Consider the following 16,613-nt stretch of genomic DNA (forward strand, 5'->3'; position numbering starts at 1 on the left):
AAAAGGGGTGACATACTAAGACTTTGACCATGAAAAAAAGGCTTTTGTACGTCACCCCTTCTTTTCAGTCTTTTGTCAAGGCTGACCTCCAGATTTTGGAGAAGCATTTCCAAGTTAGGGTCAATCACTACCCTTGGAAAAACAAGCAATACGCTCCTGTTTACTTCTTTTTGCAGTTTTTCGCAATGATTCCATCTGCTATCTGGGCGGATCTAATTGTGGTGAATTTTGGGGGGTATTGGGCTTATTGGCCAACCTTTTTTGCTAAGCTCTTTGGAAAGAAATCCGTTGTCATCGTTCATGGAACTGACTCAGCTGCTATCCCAGAAATCAACTATGGGAGTTTACGAATTCCAGTTCTGAGAAAAATTTGCGGAGCGGCCTATTCCAAAACAGATTTGATACTTCCGGTCAGCGATTCCTTGATAGAAACGGAATTGACTTTTGATCCACCAATCACGCACCATCAACAGGGAATCAAGAAGCTTTACCCGGATTTAAATCCCAAATTCAAGGTGATTTATAATGGTTTGGATGAAGACTTTTGGACGTACCCAAAGCATATACAAAAGGAAGAAAATAGCTTTTTGACAGTAATGTCCCCTAGCCAGTTTTCATTGAAGGGAGGAGATATAATCGTGGAATTGGCAAAAGAATTTCCTACGTGTAAATTCTATTTTGCAGGAGTAGGCCTAGAAGATTTGGAAATGGAAGTCCCAGAGAATGTCCATTTCCTTGGAAGACTTAGCCCAGAAATACTTCGACAAACCTACCAAAAAGCCCAATTCTATTTCCAACTTTCAAGCTTTGAGGGATTTGGATGCGCTTTAGCCGAGGCGATGCTTTGTGGCTGTATCCCGATTGGATCCAATACAAACCATATCCCTCAAATAATTGGTGAAAGTGGTTTTATTTTAAAGAAAAAAGACCTGACCTTAGCAACAGATTTGATTCAAAAAGTCATCAAAGTTAAAAACAAGGAAGTTTTAGCCGAAAAGGCCAGAAAACAGATCATCCAGAATTTCACATTAAAACAAAGGGAAAAAGAACTCATTTCCACTTTGAACACAGTCCTCTAAAATGGAAAAACTATTCAGCCAACTTTCTAGAAATCTGTACATTATTCCCGGAGGATACTTTGTTTCAAAGTTTTTGAGAGGCCTGTTTTCAAGTGATTCTCAAAGTCCTAATTGGAGGAAATTTTCCTTTCGCGGGATATCCATGAAAGTGGATCTTTCCAAGCACATGGGGAAAGCCATTTATTGGAGAGGAGCTCATGATTGGTCTCCAATTTTCACACTGGAAAGCCAACTTAAAAAGGGCGATACTTTTATAGATGTAGGTGCAAATCAAGGAGAATATACTTTGTGGGCTGCCCGAAAAGCGGGAACTGAGGGAAAGGTTTATTCCTTTGAACCGATGGCCGGGCTTTTTGCTCAACTTGAGGAAAACATAAAACTTAACCCTAAGTACAAAACCGTTTTTCACCCTATTCAATTGGGATTGAGCAATGAACCGGGAGAGCTTGAGCTTTTCACTCAACCAGGACAAAACGAAGGAACAAATACCATATTCAGTTCAGATCAATTCAATATTTCCTTGGGAAAAATTCAGTTGGACACGTTGGACAATCAAGTTGAAAAACTGAGAATCGACCGAATTGATGTGATGAAAGTGGATGTAGAGGGTGCAGAACTTCAGGTTTTGCAAGGGGGAGAAAAATCTATTGCAAAATTCCGTCCCAAACTTCTCTTAGAAATCAATCGGGAAGCCTGCAAATCGGGCGGATATAAAGCGGAAGATATTTTGGACTTGCTCAAAAAATACGATTACAAATTTTTCCAATTGGGCTTGAGAGGCAAACTTACCTCTATCCAAAAATTACCGGAATTTTGTAATATTTTGGCTTTGCCTGGATAAAAATCAGGATCTGTTGGACTCTCAAAAAATGTTTGCCTTTTGGGATAAAAATCACATATCAAGCTCACTTCCGAGTCGTATATTTACCCCCAAATGCTGAAAAGCCTTATTTATATTACCCTTTCGATGACCATGGTCCTCAACAGCATGGTGTATTCGTTGATCAAAGTGGATTTCACGATCAATCGAAAATACATCATTGAGAACTTCTGTATCAACAAGGATAAACCAGAACTAAAATGTGATGGTAAGTGCTTTTTGGCTGAAAAAATCAAAGCAGAAAAAGAAAGACAGGAATCTCTTCCTGCATTCACTTTCAATAAGGACTTTGGAATTTTTGTCCCTTCAGAATCAATTTCAAATTCAATAGAGTTGACTTTTGAGGCTTTCTTGACTCATCAGGAAACTTACCATAATGAGTTTAGCCAAACTGCTATTTTTTCAATTGATCATCCTCCTCAGAGTTGATTCACTTCTGAATTAATTCAAATTTCCTTTTACAAAAAAAGAATATGCAATCTCTTATCCGCTATGCGGCTTGGATGATAGCTAGTGCTTTGTTGTTTTCCTGTAGTGAGAGTGAACCACCTATTGATCAAGGCCCTACTCCCATTTCATTGGATAAACCCGACTATTTCTCGGATCAACAGGTCATGCCTTCAGACAATCCCTTGACGGAGGAAGGAGTGCGTCTGGGTCGTATGCTTTTTTATGAAAAAAAGCTTTCTCAGGACGGCACAATTTCCTGCTCCTCCTGTCATCAGCAAGAAAAAGGGTTCAGTGATGGTCTTCAATTTAGCCCTGGAGTCAATGGAACTCTTGGGTCAATGAATGCTATGGCTTTATCCAACCTACATTGGCAAACCAGATTCTTTTGGAATGGAAGAGCTGTATCCTTGGAGGAACAGGCTCTCATACCTATTGAAGATCCAAAGGAAATGAATCTCCCTATGAAAGAGGCTATTTCCCGACTTCAAGGTGATGTGAACTATCCGGGTTTATTTCAGGCAGCTTTCGGGTCTGACCAGGTTACCTCTGAAAATATCGGAAAGGCACTGGCTCAATTTGAAAGGACGCTGATTTCCGCCAATTCCAAATTTGATAAATGGATTCGTGGAGAGGTAGAACTTAGTCCCGAAGAAGAATTGGGACTAGAACTATTCTTCACCCATCCAGAGCCATCCATTCAACTCCGAGGAGGCAATTGTGGGGACTGCCACTTAGGTTTCATGACTTCAGGAGATCCTAACGGATTTGCTGGATTTCACAACAATGGCTTGGACTCAGATAAAAGTTTGAAGTCCGGGCTAGAATCTGTCACAGAAAACCCTTTTGACAAAGGAAAATTCAAAGCTCCAAGTCTAAGAAACATAGCCTTGACTGCACCCTATATGCATGATGGAAGATTTTCATCCTTGGAAGAAGTATTGGATCATTACAATGAACACATCCAAAATAGCGAAACACTTGATGTGCTCATTTTGGAAGCTAGTAATGAAATCCTTGATCCTGCCGAACCAATCAGACTCTACCTCTCAGCCGAAGAAAAGCAGGCAATTATTGCTTTTCTCCATACGCTGACGGACGAGGAGTTTGTTTCGAACCCAAAATTTTCAAATCCATTTAATTAGAACTATCACAGTGAAAAATATATCCTATCTATTCCTTGCCGTCCTTTTTGCTTTCACTTCTTGTGACAAAGAGGACGAAACTCCCGCTCAAATGAATGTAGAAATCACATTTGAGAACACCTTGAACGGAAACACTCTTGAGTTGAACCAAGAGATATTTACACTCCCTTCTGGAGAATCATTTATGGTCAAAAAGTTCAAATATTACATCTCCAACGTGATTTTGACAGACTCGGAAACCAATACTCAATATGTAGAAACAGACAGTTACCATCTGATGGGACAGGATTTCAATTCTGCAATTGAATTGGGAATGATCCCTTCGGCCAATTATGATCAAATCACCTTCTCCATCGGTGTAGATGAAGTAGCCAATTCCAGAACGGATCAGACGGGTGATTTAGACCCCAACAATGACATGGCCTGGAACTGGAATTCAGGTTATAAATTCGTCATTTTGGAAGGTGAGTTTATCCACCAAAGCACCCAAGAGAGAACCGGTTTAGTATTTCATATCGGAAATAACCAAAACTATGCAACAGTCACATTGCCTCTTTCTGGATTAGCTGCTGGGAAATCTGCTTCTATTTCTTTGGAAACAGCAATTGATGAGCTTTTCTCCAACCCAAACTCATTGGTTCCAAGCAATCTGGCAAGTACCACCGTCATGGGAGGACCTGTTGCCGATCAAATTGGTCAAAACTATGCTGATGGATTTATAAAAGCCAACTAATCAAAATCCCCCGAGGATTTCTTCGGGGGAATGCTTTCCAATGAAAAAACAGGCTTTCATTTTACTCCTTTCTATTTCTTGGATTTGGGCATGTGAGGATCGTGGGCAGCAAGAACCATTGGCAGAAAATGCACCTGAGTTATTTGTTCCTTCCATTTCCAAAACTTTGAATGTCGGGAGCTTTCCGCAACCGGATCGGAATCCCATGTCCAAAGAAGGGGTCCTATTGGGTAAAAAGCTCTTTTTCGACACCAATCTCTCTAGCAATGGAAAAGTTTCTTGTGCTTCTTGCCACCAACCGCAATTGGCATTCACAGATGCAGTTCCGCTTGCTGATCATGGAGTGACGGGGATAGAATTAGACCGACATGCCCCTCCCCTTTTCAATTTGGCTTGGAATACTACTGGACTCTTTTGGGATGGTGGGGCACATGATTTAGAGTCTTTGAACTTTGGTCCTCTTACCCACCCCAATGAAATGGGAGCTGATCTGACTGCTGTTTTGCTCTATTTGAATCAAGAGGAAGAATACCTGAATTTATTTGAAAAAGCATTTCCTGCAACTCCCATTCAAAGTGCTACAATGAGCCGAGCTATAGCTCAGTATACCAAAACCCTGATCTCCCAAACTTCCCGATACGATCTCTGGATGAATGGAGAGATTGAATTCAATTCTCTAGAATTAAAAGGCTATGAAATCTATCAAGCCAATTGCTCCAGTTGTCATGAGGAAGGCCTTTTTACAGACCTCAGTTATCACAACAATGGACTGGATGAAAGCTACCCTGACCCAATTGATAAGGAAGGTGTATTCCTGGGAAGATTTCGAATCAGCCATGACTCATTGGATTTGGGAGCTTACAAAACCCCAAGCCTTCGAAACATCACCTTGACAGCTCCCTACATGCACGATGGGCGATTCTCAAATCTGGATGAGGTATTTAACCATTATTCTTCCGGGATCAAGCAAAACAGTTCATTGGCTCCACAATTAAAAGATGGCATTCCCTTAAACAAAGAGGAAAAGGAAGCCTTGATCACATTTCTAAAAACTCTTCAAGACGATCAGTTTATTCAAAAACACCTTCAGGACAATCCTGATTTACCATGAAAAAATCTTTACTCATTCTCATATTTCTGGGACTCCTATCCCAATCAAATCAGTCATTTGCATGCGATAGCTGCAATTTCTTTGAATACAGCCTCCTTGAAAACAAAAGCTACATTGGCCTATTCTATAGGTTCAGGGATTTTCGGGATTATAAGACTATCTCTCCATCCACGACTACAGCAATTCAAAGTTTCCCCGCACAGCTAAGTACCCAGCTTCAACCTTGGATTGGCAACGAAATCATGCATGAACCTGAAGGGAACAATTTGTATGTACAAAAGACCAAACAGGATTTTGAAACCTATCAAACCATTGAGGCAAGAGGAAATATCACTCTGAATTATAAATGGAATTTGACCTTCCTTTTGCCTTATGAGTTCAACAAGGTTTATTATGAAAAATACCTGGACTTACCCAATCCGGTTTCTGACACAACACTTTATGTCCAAGGATGGGGTGATTTGACTACCGCAGTAGAATATATCCATTTAGTTTACAACCCTAAATCCAGACATACTTTTCGACCTGGATTGGCTTTTACACTTCCAACAGGTCAAGCGCAAATTCAATCCAATAATGAAAATAGAGAGCTTTTTGACCCAATCATTCAACCCGGAAAAGGTGCCTTTTCTTTTATCCCCCGGTTGAATTATCAATGGTTTTTAGAAAATAAGGGAATCAATGCCGGAATGAGCTACCAATGGAGCACAGAGGGAAAGCAATCCTATCAGTTTGGAAATTCATTCAACGCATATCTGCTGTATTTTCATCAGTTTGAACTCGGAGGGAGCTTGCTTCTAGCTCCAAATTTGGGGGTATATCATGAATCTGCTCAAAGGGATATTTACAATGGAGAAAAGCAGGATCTTACAGGAGGCCAAGTGGATTTTGCACAACTAGGGCTAGACCTGAATCTGTCCCAAACTACATTTTCTCTGGTCTACCAACGTCCAATCCATCAAAATCTAAACGGAAACCAAATTCTAAATCAACACAGGATTAGCATCGGATTAATAAGGAGCTTCAAGCTCTAAAAAGTTTAATCCAAAAGGGATTTTCGTGTGAGAAATATCACTGCTTCTGAGGCTACTAGTATCGACATTGGTTCTATAAAACTTAGAAACCATGAAACGATCAATCCTCCCCTTATTTATTCTGTTGGCGGGATTATTTTCCTGTCAAGATGAAGAGAAGCCAATGGTAAGCACCACTCTATCAGATGCAGAGATAGAAACTTTGCTATTCACCAGAGAAGAAGAAAAGCTGGCGCATGATGTTTACATCTATGCTTATGAGAAATATGGAAATATCCTTTTCCAAAACATTGCTAATAGTGAATCCCAGCATATCCAGTCCATTTTGACTCAGATGAATGCTTATGATATTTCTGATCCTTTGAATGGAAGGACGACACCAGGAGAATTTACATTATCTGCCATTCAAACACTTTATAACAATCTCACTAGTCAAGTAGACCAGTCACTAAATGATGCAATTATCGCAGGGCTATGGATTGAAGATATTGACATCTATGACTTGGAAAATGCAATTGCAGAAACTAGTCAAAGCTCATTGGCTACTGTCTATGGAAGCTTACAATGTGGCTCTTCAAACCATATGAGGGCTTTTTATGGATTAGCAACTCAATATGGAGTTGATTATTCGCCTAGCTATATCAGTCAAACACTTTACGAAGACATCATCACATCAGCAAAAACAACCTGTCAAACCAATTAAATAAATGAACCTAGCAATTATTCCTTTGTCATGGGTATTAGTTTCGGCTCTTTCCTTGAGCATCGAGTCTCCTGAGGGCAAAAACGAAATTTCAACTGAGAACCAAGAACAAGTCGAAAAAGGATTAGCATTACTTCAAAAACACTGCTATACCTGTCACAATCCTGCTTCCCCATCCCATGATGAGATGTTGGCCCCTCCATTGGTGGGTATCAAATCGCATTATCAAAAAGCCTATCCAGAAAGCAAGAAATTTAAAGCTGCTATGATTGGATTCGTCTCCGATCCTAGTGAAGAAAAAGGAATCATGAAGGGACCTATGAAGCGCTTTGGGGTGATGCCAAAACCTCTGGTTCCTGAAGAAGAGATCAAATTAATTGTAGACTACATTCATGCCAATCAATTGGAGGAACCTAGTTGGTTCAAGGAGCATCACAAAGGGAATGGGAACCCAAATAATCATTAATCATAGGTGATTCTTATCACAGATTTTAAAGAAAAATAGCAGTAGGTTTATGCTATCAATTAAAAAATACCATAACCATTAACTATGGAAACTCAAACTATAACAATGCCTAGAATTGGAGATCAAGCTCCCGATTTTGAGGCAATGACTACCACAGGAAAGATTAAATTTTCCGAATACATCAAGGATTCTTGGACCATCTTGTTCTCTCACCCTGCTGACTTTACTCCAGTATGTACTACCGAAATGAGTGGTTTTGCATTGGATCAAAAATTCTTTGATGAGCACGATACCAAATTGATTGGTCTAAGTATAGATTCTATTCATGCCCATATTGCCTGGGTCAACAATGTCAAGAAAAACACCGGTGTTTTATTCGAATTCCCAATCATTGCTGACATCGACATGAGTGTTTCCAAATTATATGGAATGCTTCAACCTGGAGAAAGTGAGACTGCGGCAGTAAGAGCTGTATTCTTTATCGATCCAACCGGAAAAATTAGACTGATCATGTACTATCCTCTGAATGTGGGTAGAAATATGGATGAAATCAAAAGAGTCCTAGTAGCTCTACAAACATCTGATAAATATAAAGTTGCCATGCCACTGAATTGGACACCAGGAGAAAAAGTAATCGTACCCCCACCAAAAACAGTTGCAGAAATGCAGGAGCGCGAAGCGAGTGATTATGAGATGGTAGACTTCTATTTGGCTAAAAAAGAACTAGTGTAGTATAGGTTTTTAGATTAAAGGGTTAATAAACAATAGAAAGCTTCTCGGAATTTTCGAGAAGCTTTTTCTGTTTAAAGCCTAAAAAACAAAACTTTATAATTTCTTAACCTAACTGACTCATTTAAACCGGTTTTTTGACATTTAACAAAAAATTGAACAAAACAACACATTTTTTAAACCGGTTTTTTGCATTTACGCAAAATGCCTTTTTAAAGAAGCCAAAAAAAAGAGAGCTTATTAGGAAATAAGCTCTCAGTCAGGGTCTATTGTTAATCAAGTAAAACCAAATAAACTTTGGTAAAGCGATAGGTTGATATCTTTTTTTGCCTACCAAAATTTATTAAACTTAATAAAATTTAAGATAATAACACAAATTCGATAAAATATTTTTTGATTTTTTTTCTTCTAGAACCCTTTTGGTAGGTCTTGATATGATTTTGGAGTTCGTCCAAACTCTTTCTTAAAAACTCGAATGAAGTAACTGATGTTATTGAAACCAGACATTATCGCCACTTCCTGAATCTGGAGCCCTCCCATTTGCAAAAGATTTCTAGCCAATTTGAGTCTTTCATTTAAAACATACTCCATAGGAGTTTGACCCAATTCCTGTTTGAAGGTTCTCACAAAATGAGCCTTGCTCATGCATGCTTTCGAAGCCAGATCTTCCAATGTCAATTGTTCTCGGATATTGGACTTGATAAAAGCCACCACATGAGCCAGACGATTTCCAGAGGCCAATTCCTTATAAGTTTTTTCCAGCATATCCCTCGCTTGAGTCTGACTGAGCCTGATCAAAAGTTCCTTCAAAGCTAATGAAGCAATCAGGTCCTTTTCCTTTGACCGCTCTTTCACTCCTATCTTAATAAAGCGGTTGATGATTTCGGAGAGGTCTTGCGTATTGATCAAATGAAAGTATGATAAATCAAGTCCCCACTCTTGAGTCAACACTTTGTCTGAAAAACGCTCATTAAGCATATTAAAAGTGTTTTCTATCATTTCCTTAGAAATAGACAGAGCAATGCATTGAGTAGGATTATTCCATTGAGCTTCTGGAAAATCAATTTTCATCAATTCATTGGGAGGAACTATCACTGACTCTCCAGGCAAATAATCAAAACCAGGCTTATCAAATAAATGCATCACCTTTTTCCCTTTGAGCATAGTAGTCAACACCAAGTCTCCGAAAACCAAATTGACATCGGCAGCCTCTTGGTGAGTTTCAAAAATATTGAGCTCACAATTGTCTAAGGTATAGGTAGTCCTGTTCTCCACCAAGGTTTTCAAATCCTTAGGAGATCTCCAAGTCACCTGTGCAGGAAAGTTATTTCGGGTCATAGGGTAATGTATTAACTAGCACAGCTTTAGAAAAGTTAATTTATTTATTATTTCTTTAGAATACTCTCTAAAAACGGAAAAAAAAGCAATGTGAGTACATGAGATGTTCATCTGGTGCAATTTTTTTAAAAGAAATGTATTGAGCTTTGATCAATACCAAAATAACCAGTAAAACATATGGAAACTTTAACACTTTCTCAGGCGAAGCCTGTGGATAGACCAGAGATCAAATCTAAATACGATCATTTTATAGGTGGCAAGTGGGTTGCACCTGATTCAGGTGAATATTTTGACAACATTTCCCCCATCGATGGAAAGGCATTTTCAAAAGCAGCAAGAGGAAATAAAGTAGATATCGAAAAGGCATTAGATGCTGCTCACGAGGCATTCCCTTCATGGTCCAAAACACCTGCTGCTGAGAGATCCAAGATCCTCAATAAGATTGCAGATGTCATTGAGGAAAACCTCGAACTTCTTGCAAGAATAGAAACCATAGATAATGGCAAGGCACTTAGGGAAACACGAGCTGCTGATTTGCCACTTTGTGTAGACCACTTCAGGTATTTCGCCGGTGTGATCCGGGCAGATGAAAGCTCCATTTCTGAGCATGATGAAAACACAGTAAGTATAGCCCTTCATGAGCCACTAGGAGTCGTAGGACAAATCATTCCATGGAACTTCCCTCTCCTGATGGCCACCTGGAAAATCGCTCCTGCATTGGCTGCAGGATGTTGTACAGTTGTAAAACCAGCTGAACAAACACCTACTAGCATCATGGTGTTGATGGAGTTGATTGCAGATGTAGTTCCTCCGGGAGTATTAAACGTAGTTACAGGTTTTGGACCAGAAGCTGGAAAACCATTGGCTACTTCTCCAAGAATTGCAAAAGTTGCCTTTACAGGCGAGACCACTACAGGTCGATTGATCATGCAATATGCATCTGAAAACTTGATTCCTGTAACCATGGAATTGGGTGGTAAGTCACCAAATATCTTTATGAAGTCTGTAGCTGATGCTGACGATGAATTCTTTGACAAAGCTGTAGAAGGCGCAGTAATGTTTGCCTTAAACCAAGGTGAGGTTTGTACTTGCCCTTCTAGAATTCTGGTTCATGAAGACATTTATGATGTATTTATGGAAAGAGTAATCGCTAGAACCAAGGCGATCAAGCTAGGTCACCCATTGGCTGAGGATACTATGATGGGAGCACAAGCTTCCAATGATCAATACGAAAAAATTCTTTCTTACATTGAAATCGGCAAGCAAGAAGGAGCTCAAGTTCTAACAGGTGGAGCGAAAAGCGGCCTGAATTCAGGATTGGAAGATGGGTTCTACATTCAGCCAACCATTTTCAAAGGCAACAATAAAATGAGAATCTTCCAAGAGGAGATTTTTGGACCTGTCACTTGCGTTACCACTTTCAAGACCACAGAGGAAGCAATCCAAATAGCCAATGATACTATGTATGGTTTGGGAGCTGGACTTTGGTCAAGAGATGCACATGAATTATACCAAGTACCTAGAGCGATCCAAGCAGGTCGAGTTTGGGTAAACTGCTACCACGCATATCCGGCACACGCACCATTTGGCGGATACAAAAAATCAGGTTTCGGACGGGAAAATCACGCAATGATGCTGAACCACTACCGCCAGACCAAAAACATGCTTATTTCTTACAGTAAAAAGAAATTAGGCTTCTTTTAAGTAGTTAATCAAAGTAAAACCAAACCCGTAAAGACAGGTGATTTTCGCCTGTCTTTATTTTCTTTACCTAAAAACCAATAAACCCATGATACCAAGAATAACCATCACCGATTCGGCAAAGGAAGTTGTCGATAAATTGAGAAAGCAGACAGGAACCGAATTGATGTTTCATCAAAGCGGAGGTTGTTGCGATGGGTCATCGCCTATGTGTTTTGAAAAAGGTGATTTCAAAGTTGGAGGCAGTGATATCTGGCTAGGAAATATACATGGCTGTGATTTTTTTATGAGTTCAGACCAATTCGAATATTGGAAACACACTCAATTAACCTTGGACGTGACTCCTGGAAGAGGCAGCAGTTTCTCACTGGAAATCCCAATGGGAATTAGATTTATTATCAGATCCAGAATTTTCACAATGGAAGAATTAGATGATTTAGAACCAACCAAAAGCGCTGAGGAAGTAATCAGTTAAGACTCCTCCTTTCACTTGTATTTTTTAGTATCTTCATCGGATTAACCCAGCCTTATACGATGAAAAAACTCCTTATTGGATTACTAGTTCTTTTCCTTTTATATGTGATTGCCATTGCATTGGTTCCACCTTATATAGAATCAGACCGCAATCAAACCAAAATCCTTCCTCCCTACACCGTTTCAGCAGAAGCACAAACAATTTATGATGATTTAGAATTCATCGCTGATTTACATTGTGACGCCTTGCTTTGGGGTAGAGATTTGACAGAAAAAGGCGATCGAGGACATGTTGATTTTCCAAGAATGAGAGAGGCAAATGTCGCATTGGAGATGTTTACCATCGTATCCAAATCTCCATCGGGTCAAAATATGCAGAAAAATAGTGCAGAGACCATGGATGTGATTACACCTCTGACAATCGTCAAAGGAGAAAGCCCTTTCAATTGGTTCAGCCTGGTAAACAGAACTCTTTCTCAATCTGGAGATTTGGAAGATTTTATAGAAGAGGAAGAGGGAAAAGCTATTTTGGTCAAAAGCAAAAGCGACCTAAATCAACTCATTGAGGCCCGCAAATCCGATAAAAATGTCATAGGAGGAATGTTGGGAATCGAAGGCGCTCATGCTTTGGAAGGTGATATTCTCAATGTGGATCGAGTTTATGAAGCAGGGGTCAGAATGATAGGACCCACTCACTTTTTTGACAATAAATTAGGAGGCTCTGCTCACGGTGAATCAGGTGAAGGTCTGACCGACTTTGGAAAATCAGTGATTAAAAGAATGAACGATCTGGGAATTTTCATAGACCTCGCGCATTCTTCACCAGCAATAGTAGAGGATGTATTGGATATGACCACCCAGCCTGTTATCGTTTCGCACACGGGCGTTAGGGCTGTTTTGGATTCTCAAAGAAATCTCAGTGATCATCAAATTCAAAGAATCGCAGAAAACGGAGGAATTATTGGCATCGCATTTTTTGATGCGGCAGTTGGAGAGCCTGAAATCCCAAATATCATTGCTTCAATCAAGCATGTAAGGGATTTGGTAGGGATAGAGCATGTTGCCCTTGGGTCTGATTATGATGGAGCGGTCGTCGTGCCTTTTGATATCACGGGTCTACCTATTATTGTAGAGGGAATGCTTCAGGAAGGCTTTACTTTAGATGAAATCAAAGCTGTGATGGGAGAAAACGTCAAGAACTTTTTACTGAAAAACTTAAAATAAATGGAACAAGCCATCCATCATCAGAACAATGAATTTGGGAAACTTCAAGAGTATTTAAGAGAATTCGTCTATGGAGGAATTGATGGAGCTGTAACTACTTTTGCGGTAGTTGCTGGTGGATATGGTGCCAATTTAGAACCAGGGATTTTGATCATTTTAGGTTTTGCCAACTTATTGGCTGATGGATTTTCCATGTCGGTCGGCGCTTATCTTTCGGCTAAAAGCGAAAGAGACAATTATGACAAACATGAAAAAATTGAGTATTGGGAAATAGAAAACTTACCTGAAACCGAAAGGGAAGAAATAGAGGAAATCTACCGTGAAAAAGGCTTTAAAGGTGACCTTTTAAATCAAATTGTGGATCACATTTGCTCAGATAAAGACCTTTGGGTTTCCGAAATGATGAAAGATGAGCTGGGAATGATGAAAGACACAAAGAGTCCTTTTAAAATTGGGCTAGCGACCTTGATTTCTTTTATCATAGTCGGATTCATCCCATTATTGATTTATCTATGGGACTTCTTTTTTCCTTCTGAAATCAACACCTTTCTTTGGACTAGTATTCTGACTGGAATAGCATTTTTGATAGTAGGCTGGCTAAAAGGTATCGTGAATCAGACTTCCACCCTCAGAAGCATTATCGAAACGGTTGGTTTAGGACTTTTAGCGGCTATAGTCGCCTTCTACGTTGGTGATATTTTAGAAAGCTTTTTTATGTAATCCTTATGAAAACAATTGATGAAGTACTGGGAAGAATGGACCAAATTGTCTCGGAATGTCAAATTCAAGAAAGCAGAATCGGCTTTTTTGCCATTTTATACAGACAAGTCACCCGGAGAATTAAACAGGGCATTCTGGCAAAAGAATTTGAAGACAATGCCAGAATGGAGGTATTGGACATCCTTTTCGCCAAAAGATTTATAGATGCCTATGACGTTTGGAAAAGTGGAGGATTGCCTACCTCAAGTTGGTCGGTAGCATTTGAGGCAAGCAAAGGCTCTTCCTACCTTGTTTTGCAACACCTATTCTTGGGAATCAACGCTCATATAAATTTGGATCTTGGAATTGCTGCATCAGAAACCATGAAGGATCATCCCTTGGAAGGGATCAAAAATGACTTCGATAAGATCAATTCCGTTTTAGCTGAATTGGTTGATGGCGTTAAGGCAAACATCAGTAAGGTTTCTCCTATTTTTGGATTGCTAATTCCTTTGGCGAAAGGCAAAGATGAAATGCTTTTGAATTTCTCGATTCAGCTGGCAAGAGATGGGGCTTGGAAATATGCCGGGGAATACCACGCTGATTCTGACAAGAATTTTCAGATTTCAGATCGCGACAAAAATATCTCCAACCTGGCGAGAAAGCTAATTCAGCCTGGGAAATTCCTGGGATTCCTAATTAAGATTATTGGCTTTGCCGAATGGAAATCTGTAAAGGATACGATGACTCAATTGGATGAAGTGGCAAAAAACACTTTGACTTAAAGGTTAGGAAAAACAACATGATCCAGAAATTCACGACAAGAATAAACTGGAATATCAGAAAAGTAAAACCCTCCTGAATCCTCAGAAACAATCACCTCACAGGAAGCTTTTATTGCTGAAAAATACTCCAATCCATCTTCAAAGTCTTTTATAGATGGGTTTTTTAAAGTTTTTAAAACCTCATCACCTCCTACTTCAGCAACCCGAATTTTTGAATTCAATAAATCCATTTTTCTTTTCGCAACAGTTGCTCCACTCTTCTTCTCAGAAAAATAAAAGGAAATAGCCAAACATATTGGGGATGTATAAAGTTGAAAGCGGCTATTATCTGCCAGGCTAAGAATCCTCGCTGAATAAGAAAAAAGTGGGTATTCTTTGTTAAGGACTGATACCAAAACATTTGCATCCAGAAAGACTTTCATTTTTTGCTTCCAAAAAATTCATCCTTCATTCCTTTCTTGGATGAGCTTCTTTTGTATTCGATTTCCCCTTCTGCTACTTCATTTATCCAATTGGATATCGGCAAATCCTCCAAAGATTTATAGGATCCTGACGTAATCTGTGAATATAAATATTCAGTCAATCTAGATAGACTGATATTATTTTGACTAGCAAACTCCTTTGCTTTTTCAATAACGTCTTTATTAAAAGAAAGTGTGATTTTGGAATCCATAGCTCTCAAAGTCAGGTAATACGTAAAGAAAAATATTTTTTTACGTATTACCAAATACTTTAGTTACTCTTCTAGATCCCTCTCCCCCATTTTTCTTCCATACCGGCTATTTCCGCCTCAGTCTTGACTTTGTTTTTTCGATTAGTTTTTTCCTTTTGAAGATTGGTTGCATAAAAGTGTGTTCCTTGAAAATAGTCCACTCTTGCATCAGATTCCCCTTTGGCAAAAGTCCATTTTTCACCTTTAAACAATTTCACTTTTTCCTCATGAAGCTCTAATAGCTCATCATAGGGCCCACGACTAGAAATCAATTTGACGAAAATTGGAGCCGTTTCAATGGCAATAAAAAGAAGCATTATAAACGTATTTGCAAGCGCCATTGCGGAACTCTCCTCTGTCAATGCAGCCAAACCATCCATTCTTGCCGCGAGCCCATCAAACCCTTCAATTCCAGGTTGCTGCTTTTCAAATTCTTCCTGACGCAAAGCCATATATTCTCGGATTTGAGCCTCCAAAGTATCTACCCGAATCTGATTTCTCAGTTTCAACTCATCCAAGGCTATTTGGGCTGCATCCAGTTGTTGCTCTTTCTTTTTTGCATTGGTTCCTAAGCCCACAATTCCACTCGTCCCAGCAGTTTTTTCTCCAAATCGTTCTGCATCGTATTCTTTCTGAAGTTGATCTCGATAAGCTTCAGCATTTGAAACTTCTGATTTCAATGAATCGATTCTCCCTTCTAATTCTTGAATCTCTGGAAATCCTTTGGCCAGATTCGCTTTGGACTGAGCAATAAATTCAGTCTTTTTCTCATCAAGCTTACGATTGATTTCTCTTTCAAACATCTTCAATTCTAATGGCTTAGAAATCACAAGTGCTAGTAATACTGCCAAAACCAATCTTGGAATAGCCAACTTCCATTCAGCCCACGAGTTTTCCTTTTTTCGCATACTGGAAACAATGAATCGATCCAAATTGAAGATCATCAAGCCCCACAGTAGCCCAAACCCTATTGCTGGCCAAATGGATTGGAAAACTGTATAAATCGCATAGCCCGAGGCCAATGCTGCTAAGATGCCAGTAAAAAAAACCGTAGCTCCTATTCCGATGTATTTATTTGAATCAGTGGGAGTTCTCTTCAAAATTGAGAAATTGGCACCACTACAAAACCAGAAAAACTGAGTGAGTTGTTGCATAAGAAGGATGAATGAATGGATTCGCATATAAAACGCTAAAATCCTTCCAAAAGTGAGAATTACTTCTGACTGGGGATATACTCAGTTCTTTTAGGGACAAAAACCTCCTTTTTTGGGATGTTCAGGGCTGTTTTAGACTTTTCAAGTTTCTTCTAGGTCATTTTCATAATCTGTTCACCCTGTACGTATCCGATCAATT

19 protein-coding genes are annotated in these 16,613 nt (G+C 39.4%); 15 read left to right on the forward strand and 4 right to left on the reverse strand.

All coding sequences use genetic code 11. The annotated features are described in order from the left end of the window. The first annotated feature begins 29 nt into the window (after nucleotides 1–29). The 10 genes from BUF13_RS12750 to BUF13_RS12795 all read left to right on the forward strand — a co-directional run bounded on the left by BUF13_RS12750 (nucleotide 30) and on the right by BUF13_RS12795 (nucleotide 8,330). Nucleotides 30–1,079: a glycosyltransferase family 4 protein gene (locus BUF13_RS12750; protein WP_073572176.1), complete on the forward strand. Its 1,050-nt coding sequence runs from the start codon at nucleotides 30–32 to the stop codon at nucleotides 1,077–1,079. A 1-nt stretch (nucleotide 1,080) separates the two neighbouring features. Continuing rightward, nucleotides 1,081–1,920 (forward strand): FkbM family methyltransferase, encoded by an 840-nt coding sequence (locus tag BUF13_RS12755; RefSeq protein ID WP_073572177.1) that lies wholly within the window; start codon nucleotides 1,081–1,083, stop codon nucleotides 1,918–1,920. A 93-nt stretch (nucleotides 1,921–2,013) separates the two neighbouring features. After that, a complete protein-coding gene (locus BUF13_RS12760; RefSeq protein WP_073572178.1) occupies nucleotides 2,014–2,388 on the forward strand; it encodes a hypothetical protein in 375 nt (124 codons plus the stop codon). A 44-nt stretch (nucleotides 2,389–2,432) separates the two neighbouring features. Continuing rightward, on the forward strand, nucleotides 2,433–3,551 hold the full coding sequence (locus tag BUF13_RS12765) for a cytochrome-c peroxidase (protein ID WP_073572179.1): 1,119 nt from the start codon (nucleotides 2,433–2,435) through the stop codon (nucleotides 3,549–3,551). A gap of 10 nt (nucleotides 3,552–3,561) precedes the next feature. Beyond that, entirely contained in the window at nucleotides 3,562–4,284 is a 723-nt protein-coding gene (locus tag BUF13_RS12770; protein WP_073572470.1) for an MbnP family protein, read from the forward strand. Nucleotides 4,285–4,324: 40 nt separating this feature from the next. Then, entirely contained in the window at nucleotides 4,325–5,395 is a 1,071-nt protein-coding gene (locus tag BUF13_RS12775; RefSeq protein WP_073572180.1) for a cytochrome-c peroxidase, read from the forward strand. Next, nucleotides 5,392–6,429 carry a transporter family protein gene (locus BUF13_RS12780; protein WP_073572181.1) on the forward strand — a complete coding sequence of 346 codons (1,038 nt, stop codon included), beginning with the start codon at nucleotides 5,392–5,394 and terminating at the stop codon, nucleotides 6,427–6,429. Before BUF13_RS12775 ends, BUF13_RS12780 begins: the two co-directional genes overlap by 4 nt. Before the next feature lie 91 nt (nucleotides 6,430–6,520). Continuing rightward, nucleotides 6,521–7,132 (forward strand): DUF2202 domain-containing protein, encoded by a 612-nt coding sequence (locus BUF13_RS12785; RefSeq protein ID WP_073572182.1) that lies wholly within the window; start codon nucleotides 6,521–6,523, stop codon nucleotides 7,130–7,132. Nucleotides 7,133–7,136: 4 nt separating this feature from the next. Beyond that, complete coding sequence (locus tag BUF13_RS12790; protein ID WP_073572183.1) at nucleotides 7,137–7,598, forward strand: c-type cytochrome; 462 nt, start codon at nucleotides 7,137–7,139, stop codon at nucleotides 7,596–7,598. 84 nt (nucleotides 7,599–7,682) lie between these two features. Further along, the gene (locus tag BUF13_RS12795; RefSeq protein WP_073572184.1) at nucleotides 7,683–8,330 is read left to right on the forward strand and encodes a peroxiredoxin; all 648 of its coding nucleotides are present in this window, start codon (nucleotides 7,683–7,685) and stop codon (nucleotides 8,328–8,330) included. A 405-nt stretch (nucleotides 8,331–8,735) separates the two neighbouring features. Here BUF13_RS12795 and BUF13_RS12800 read toward each other — a convergent pair whose 3' ends face one another. Further along, the gene (locus BUF13_RS12800) at nucleotides 8,736–9,665 is read right to left on the reverse strand and encodes an AraC family transcriptional regulator (protein ID WP_073572185.1); all 930 of its coding nucleotides are present in this window, start codon (nucleotides 9,663–9,665) and stop codon (nucleotides 8,736–8,738) included. Between the two features lie 177 nt (nucleotides 9,666–9,842). Here BUF13_RS12800 and BUF13_RS12805 point away from each other — a divergent pair, with 177 nt between their 5' ends. From BUF13_RS12805 to BUF13_RS12825, 5 genes are all read left to right on the forward strand, one after another. Further along, nucleotides 9,843–11,369 carry an aldehyde dehydrogenase family protein gene (locus tag BUF13_RS12805; RefSeq protein ID WP_073572186.1) on the forward strand — a complete coding sequence of 509 codons (1,527 nt, stop codon included), beginning with the start codon at nucleotides 9,843–9,845 and terminating at the stop codon, nucleotides 11,367–11,369. 85 nt (nucleotides 11,370–11,454) lie between these two features. Then, nucleotides 11,455–11,841 carry a DUF779 domain-containing protein gene (locus BUF13_RS12810; protein ID WP_073572187.1) on the forward strand — a complete coding sequence of 129 codons (387 nt, stop codon included), beginning with the start codon at nucleotides 11,455–11,457 and terminating at the stop codon, nucleotides 11,839–11,841. A gap of 59 nt (nucleotides 11,842–11,900) precedes the next feature. Beyond that, entirely contained in the window at nucleotides 11,901–13,064 is a 1,164-nt protein-coding gene (locus BUF13_RS12815; protein ID WP_073572188.1) for a dipeptidase, read from the forward strand. Next, nucleotides 13,065–13,784 carry a VIT1/CCC1 transporter family protein gene (locus tag BUF13_RS12820; protein ID WP_073572189.1) on the forward strand — a complete coding sequence of 240 codons (720 nt, stop codon included), beginning with the start codon at nucleotides 13,065–13,067 and terminating at the stop codon, nucleotides 13,782–13,784. Nucleotides 13,785–13,789: 5 nt separating this feature from the next. Beyond that, nucleotides 13,790–14,548, forward strand: a complete 759-nt coding sequence (locus tag BUF13_RS12825; protein WP_073572190.1) for a DUF5995 family protein — start codon at nucleotides 13,790–13,792, stop codon at nucleotides 14,546–14,548. On the opposite strand, the gene BUF13_RS12830 is transcribed toward BUF13_RS12825, so the two are convergent. The 3 genes from BUF13_RS12830 to BUF13_RS12840 all read right to left on the reverse strand — a co-directional run bounded on the left by BUF13_RS12830 (nucleotide 14,545) and on the right by BUF13_RS12840 (nucleotide 16,414). Then, entirely contained in the window at nucleotides 14,545–14,970 is a 426-nt protein-coding gene (locus BUF13_RS12830; protein ID WP_073572191.1) for a type II toxin-antitoxin system VapC family toxin, read from the reverse strand. The genes BUF13_RS12825 and BUF13_RS12830 overlap by 4 nt on opposite strands. Then, nucleotides 14,967–15,221: a DUF6364 family protein gene (locus BUF13_RS12835; RefSeq protein ID WP_073572192.1), complete on the reverse strand. Its 255-nt coding sequence runs from the start codon at nucleotides 15,219–15,221 to the stop codon at nucleotides 14,967–14,969. Before BUF13_RS12835 ends, BUF13_RS12830 begins: the two co-directional genes overlap by 4 nt. 71 nt (nucleotides 15,222–15,292) lie before the next feature. Then, the gene (locus BUF13_RS12840) at nucleotides 15,293–16,414 is read right to left on the reverse strand and encodes a DUF4407 domain-containing protein (RefSeq protein WP_073572471.1); all 1,122 of its coding nucleotides are present in this window, start codon (nucleotides 16,412–16,414) and stop codon (nucleotides 15,293–15,295) included. Nucleotides 16,415–16,613: the final 199 nt, after the last annotated feature.

The organism is Algoriphagus zhangzhouensis (genome assembly GCF_900148515.1).
In the GTDB taxonomy this organism is placed as follows: Bacteria; Bacteroidota; Bacteroidia; order Cytophagales; family Cyclobacteriaceae; genus Algoriphagus; species Algoriphagus zhangzhouensis.